Here is a 5,908-nt window from a genome sequence, read left to right on the forward strand (position 1 = left end):
ACGTAAAAACTACGCCACAGCCCTGGCAGGCCATCGCGCAGCGATTTTGTTCAATCGAAATTTAAGGAGAAAGAATATGAAAAATTTTTCTATGCCAGAGCAAGTTTCTCCGACATTAGAAATAGATGAGTTAATGAGGTTGAAACATAGTTTGGAAAAGAATGTATCAAGGGAAGTTGCAGAAAGCATAATAAAGGAAATTCCATTATCTATAAATTCAACACCAGACATTCGAGCCGAGTGGGTAGAAAAGCTATCTGCTATTCTTGAAAATAGATTTGATAAAAAAACGGTAAAAAACATTCGCCAAGAGTGCTATTGTAATGAAAATGGTAGGTTAGAAGATACAGCAAATAACTTGAAACAACTCTATCTCTCTTTGGATAAGGATTTGCATAGATTTGTCAATGCTCTGAACGAAAATGGTGCCGGTTGGTTTATTAAAGATAATCAACTGTATACAAAAATGTTTACTTGTGAATGTCCTATGTTAGAAAAAGCAAAAAATTCAAATTCATTAACATGGTGTCACTGCACTGCTGGATATAACAAAAAATTATTTGAGATTGTTTTTGAAAAACCTGTCTATGTAGAAATTGTGCAAAGCATACGGCAAGGATTTGATTTTTGTCTTTTGAGAATTACATTTCAATAAATTCCAGTTTGTCGGGAAAAATCAAGACAGAAAAATGATATGAAAACTAAATATTGTTTACCTTTAGGTAGCGATTATCTTAACAGACAATCAGCTACCTTTTTTATTTCCAAAACTAATCAACACAGTACAGAAAGAATGAGGTATCAAGATGATTGAGAGCAAAAATGACGCAAGCAGAAATTTAGAAAAAGCATTGCAGGCATTGGAACAGGCGAAACAGCGTGTAGCCAATGAGAAGAAAAAGCAGAACGAGAAAAAACGCAAAGCCGAGAACCACCACAAGTACATCATGGGCGGTATCATTGTGAAGTATTTCCCCGACTGCTACCGCTATGACGAGGGCGAGTTAAACCGTATCTTGTCGGTTGCATTGCAGACAAGGGAGTGTCAGCAGATTATCTCTAAAATCAAAGCGGAAAGCCGAGAAACCACTCCCCCACAATCCACTCTCCCCAATGCCGAAAATGAAAGCGAGGGCGGTACGGAATGACAAAGGCAAGGACACTGGAAAGCCGAGGTAACATATTCACCCCGTTTACGGGGTGCGCACAGATATACCACCAGAGGTGGTATGTGCGCTCTCCGAGGGGCAAGTTTCACTTGCATGGACTCCTGCGGAGGGCGTTGTCTGTCTTGCGACAGCCAAAAGGGGAAACGACAATTCCCCTTCGCAAGCTGCGCTTGCTACCCTTTAGTGAACTTTGCGTTCAGACAAAAGCCAAAGTGCGGCTTTTATCTGCCCACAAAGTCTGTCCATGCGCCCCACTACCCTGTCGGCAGAATGTAGGTGTTATGTATGGGTAAGGTCACGAAACAGGCAAGCACACGTTTTTCCATAGTCAAACGGAGCAAGGGGCAGTCGGCAGTTGAGAAAGCATCATACATCAGCAGGAGTATTCTTGTGAGTGAGTATGACGGGCAGACCTACCGCCCTAAATACCATGAAGATTTAGTCCACAGTGAAATCTCTCTCCCACCCAACGCACCTAAAGAGTATGCAGACAGAGCCACCTTATGGAACGCTGTTGAACTGTCAGAGAAAGGGCAGAAATCACAGCTTGCAAGAATGCTGAAAGCGTCACTTCCCAACGAATGGAGTTATGAACTTGCGGAGGAAGTCGTGAGGGATTATGTGCAGAGGAATTTTGTTGATAAAGGAATGTGCGCTGACTGGGCGATACATGACAGCGAGAATGATAAAGGACAGCGCAATCTCCATATCCATGTTTTACTCACAATGCGCCCTCTCACTGAAAACGGGGAATGGGGAGCGAAACAGAAGAAAATCTATGACCTTGACGAAAACGGCGAAAAGATACCAGTGATTGATAAAAAGACAGGTCAGCAGAAAGTTGACAAGCAAAACCGTAAACAGTGGAAATGCCACACCGCCGACAGCACCGACTGGAACAGTAAGGAAAACGCCAAGATGTGGCGCAAGGATTTAGCCGACACAATCAATGCCACCAATGAGCAGTTGGGGATTGCGCTTCACTGGGAACACCGTTCTTTTAAGGAGCAAGGCATTGATAAAGAGCCAACTATCCATATCGGGGCAGTTGCCAACGCTTTAGAGCGTAAGGGCATACAGACCGAGAGGGGAAACATCAATCGGGAAATCATCAAAAACAATATGCTGTTAGAACAGGCGAAAGAAATGCTCATGCTTGCCAAGCAGGAACTTCACAGCGCACAGTATGCCAAGATTAAAAATACAGCGGTCAGCGTGAAGAATGAAGTCATGGAAATGATTGCAAAAGTAAGGGAGCGCAAAGGCAGACTTGATTTGCCGATTGTCAGCGGAAAGCACCTAAGAAGAATATCCGACAGAACCGCCTTGCAGTCAGCCGACAATGCAGAAAAATTCATCACGACAAGGAAGATAGACAGCTTTGAGAGCCTTGCGAAATTCACAGCGGATAAGGAACAGAGATACCAAGAGTTGGAAACGGTACATCTTTCAAAGGGGCAGAAACTAAACCGATTAAAGGAACTGTCAAAAATGTATGCCCTCTATGCGCCAATCCAAGCTACCTATAAAGAGAGCCAGTCACTCAAAGGACTTGCGAAAATGAGATACGATAAGGAGCATAAAGAAAGCCTTGCAAAGTACCCCGAACTAAAGGAGCGTATGCAGAGCCTTTTACAGAACGGCGAGAAGATAACGCCTAAACAGTGGAAAGCAGAGATACAGTCTTTGCAATCGGAATATGACAGTATCGGCAAGGAGCAGACCAAAACCGCCACAGAATTAGCTTATGCGGAAGTAATCAGCTACAACAGAAAGAACCTTGAAAGGGAGCTTCAGAACGAGAGCCGACAGCATAGCAGACAACAAAACAAGACTAAGCGGAGGGAGGAAGAAATTTAATGGAAATTCAATAGAAATATGGGTTTGATTGTGGTATTCTGTTAAAGGTACAAAATCGGAATTGATGGAGGATAGTGTTATGAATTTTTTATGTTTTGGCGATAAAAATAATAGGTCAATACTATTTATACATGGAATGGCTTCCACAGCAATGCTTTGCTATGAACCAATTTTAAAACATTTGGCAGATTATTATGTGATATTGGCAGAAGTGGATGGTCACAGTGAAAGAACAGATGAACTTGTCAGTCTTAAAAACAATTGCGACGAGATAGAAAATTACATAATAAATAATCTATCTGGTAATTTGTATTGTCTGTCTGGATTTTCTATGGGAGCAACAATGGCTGTTGAAATTATTGGAAGAGGCAATGTTAATGTCGCTAAAACACATTTGGATGCGGCGTTTCTGACAAAGATGGGCTTGTTGACAAAGCCATATGAATATATATTCTGCAAAGCAATCAAGCGGATTCAAAACGGAAAAGCAATCCCTAAATTTATGATGGACGCCGTTATGGGAAAAGATAACAACAGTATTATCGAAATGCTTTATACGGGCATCACCTCAAATACTATAAAAAATGCGTGTGAATTTGTGTATAGGTATCATATTCCTGAAAGTATAAGAAATTACAAGGGGGTTATTTTGTTCTGGAGAGGCTCAAATGAGCAATATCCAAGAAAGAGCGTTACTTTGTTAAAGAAATATCTGCCTGCTATAGTAGATATAGAGATTGAACATATGGGACATGGGCAGTATTTACACGAGCATAGCGATGAATATGCAAATAAGCTGATTGAATATCTGCAAAGCTGATACAAATTCCTGTGTATCTAAACAACCATTTCCCACAATCAGAACTGAATAAGTAACACAGCGTCAGAGCGTATAGGAAAATCTATGCGCTCTATTTTATTTTAAAGGAGCAGATTTATGAGCAAAGACAGCAATACACAGCAAAGAGCCACCCGACAGCACCCACCCACAAAAATTATTGTGGAAAGGCACTATGTAGGCACTGAAAAAATGGAAACAGTATTCAAGCGGATAGCCGAGGAACAGATAACAAAAAAGGTTAAGGAGATAGCGGCAAACAACGCAAATTAGCACTGGAAACGGAAAAGGGAATATAGTATAATATGAGTTAAGAGGAAGTCCCTTTTCATCAAGGAGGACAAAATGAAAAGGGCAAAACTGAATAACGACAAAATCACTGCTTTATATTGCAGGCTTTCCAAAGACGACGGCACAAACAACGAGAGCATGAGTATCAGCACACAGAAAACCATGCTGAAAGAATATGCCAAGCGCAACGGTTTTCTCAACTGCCAGTTTTACGTTGATGACGGTTACAGCGGTACGAACTATGACCGCCCCGCTTTCCGACAGCTTATCGAGGACATACAGGACGGGGAAGTGTCAACGCTCATCACAAAAGACCTGTCACGTTTGGGGAGGAATTATCTTGAAACGGGTACATATATCGAGGTGTTTTTCCCCAACCATAACGTGCGGTACATTGCAATCAATGACGGTGTGGACTCCATAGACAACGCACAAATGGATATTACGCCGTTTCGCAACATCATCAATGAAATGTACGCAAAGGACACGTCAAGGAAAATCAAGAGCGCACTCCATGCAAGGAGAATGCAGGGCAAGTATATGGCTACTACCGCCCCGTTCGGTTATCAGAAAGACGAGAAAGACCATAACCACCTTGTCATTGATGAAGTGACCGCCCCTGTTGTGGAACTGATTTTCTCAATTGCCGAGGAGGGTGTGGGGCTTCACACTATCTGTAACCGCTTGCGCAAGGCAAAAGTCATTAAGCCGAGTTTCTACAAAAAGGAAATGTTTGAGCGGTACACTGACGAGGAAAAAATGTATGACTGGGATACTGCCTATGTCAGCAAGATTTTACGCAATCCCGTCTATGCAGGAAACCTCACCGTAGCGGAAAGACCGACAAAGACCATGCGTTCCAAGAAAAGACAGTATATCCCGTATGCGGAGCGTGAAATCATCTATGGAACACATGAGCCAATCATTGAACAGAACCGTTGGAACACCGTACAGAAGATTTTGGACGGCAGACCGCCCGTTATCGGGGAAAGCTCAAGCGGATATGACAACATTTTCCGAGGGATTATAAAATGCGCTGATTGTGGGAGTGCCATGCTTGCCAAAGTCGAGCAGAAAAGAAAGCGGAACAACGTACTGGACAAGACTTTCTACTGCTGTACCAAATACCGCAAGTTTGGGAAAGAGGGCTGTTCATCACACACCATTGAGGCGAGGACGGTTCACGAAGTTGTGCTTGCGGACATTCAGAAGCACGCAGGACAGGCACTGGCGGACAGGAAAGCAATGGTAACGGAAATTGCGGAGCGTCTTAATCTCCAACTGTCAGCGGACAAGGAACAGCAGAAAAAGGAACTAAGGCAATGTAAACAGCGAGTGTCGGAAATAGAAAACCTGTATGCCAAACTGTATGAGGATTTGACAAGGGAACTGATAACGGAAAAGCGTTTCCAAATGTTGTCGGCAAGGTATGACAGCGAGCAGGAAGAACTGACCGCCAAGATAAAGGAACTTGAAAAAAGTGCCATAGCGGACAAAGAACAGTTATCTTCCATTGAGCATTTTGCGGAGCAGATAAGCGGTTATGCAGGAATAACGGAACTCAATTTTAAGATAATCAACCAACTTATAGAAAAAATTCTTGTTTCTGAACCCGTAGAGATAGACGGGCAGAAAATTCAACGACTTACTATCCATTACAAGTTCATAGGGGCACTGGAAACCCTTGAATAATGGCAATGTCATTAACTTAAGGAAAAGAACAATACCGGATGTCTTTACACCCATTCAT

Annotated in this window: 6 protein-coding genes; all 6 read left to right on the forward strand. The window is 42.6% G+C overall.

Going from position 1 to position 5,908, the window contains the following annotated elements; translation table 11 throughout:
• Positions 1–655, forward strand: a 655-nt coding sequence (locus tag E5329_RS27940) for a DUF6144 family protein (protein WP_275443840.1), incomplete at its 5' end; no start/stop codon positions are given.
• Positions 656–806: 151 nt separating this feature from the next.
• On the forward strand, positions 807–1,148 hold the full coding sequence (locus tag E5329_RS27945; RefSeq protein ID WP_004056029.1) for a hypothetical protein: 342 nt from the start codon (positions 807–809) through the stop codon (positions 1,146–1,148).
• Between the two features lie 306 nt (positions 1,149–1,454).
• On the forward strand, positions 1,455–3,029 hold the full coding sequence (locus E5329_RS27955; protein ID WP_016226242.1) for a MobA/MobL family protein: 1,575 nt from the start codon (positions 1,455–1,457) through the stop codon (positions 3,027–3,029).
• 79 nt (positions 3,030–3,108) lie between these two features.
• Positions 3,109–3,849 (forward strand): alpha/beta fold hydrolase, encoded by a 741-nt coding sequence (locus E5329_RS27960; protein ID WP_016226241.1) that lies wholly within the window; start codon positions 3,109–3,111, stop codon positions 3,847–3,849.
• A 117-nt stretch (positions 3,850–3,966) separates the two neighbouring features.
• Complete coding sequence (locus E5329_RS30200; RefSeq protein WP_016226240.1) at positions 3,967–4,140, forward strand: hypothetical protein; 174 nt, start codon at positions 3,967–3,969, stop codon at positions 4,138–4,140.
• A gap of 72 nt (positions 4,141–4,212) precedes the next feature.
• Positions 4,213–5,850 (forward strand): recombinase family protein, encoded by a 1,638-nt coding sequence (locus E5329_RS27965; RefSeq protein WP_016226239.1) that lies wholly within the window; start codon positions 4,213–4,215, stop codon positions 5,848–5,850.
• The last annotated feature ends 58 nt before the right edge of the window (positions 5,851–5,908 follow it).

It is taken from the genome of Petralouisia muris (assembly GCF_004793545.1).
GTDB lineage: Bacteria > Bacillota > Clostridia > Lachnospirales > Lachnospiraceae > Petralouisia > Petralouisia muris.

Bases quoted from the DNA above. Each gene is read 5' to 3' on its own strand.
- E5329_RS27960 (WP_016226241.1), top strand. From the start codon at position 3,109: ATGAATTTTTTATGTTTTGGCGATAAAAATAATAGGTCAATACTATTT.
- E5329_RS27955 (WP_016226242.1), top strand. From the start codon at position 1,455: ATGGGTAAGGTCACGAAACAGGCAAGCACACGTTTTTCCATAGTCAAA.
- E5329_RS27945 (WP_004056029.1), top strand. From the start codon at position 807: ATGATTGAGAGCAAAAATGACGCAAGCAGAAATTTAGAAAAAGCATTG.
- E5329_RS27965 (WP_016226239.1), top strand. From the start codon at position 4,213: ATGAAAAGGGCAAAACTGAATAACGACAAAATCACTGCTTTATATTGC.
- E5329_RS30200 (WP_016226240.1), top strand. From the start codon at position 3,967: ATGAGCAAAGACAGCAATACACAGCAAAGAGCCACCCGACAGCACCCA.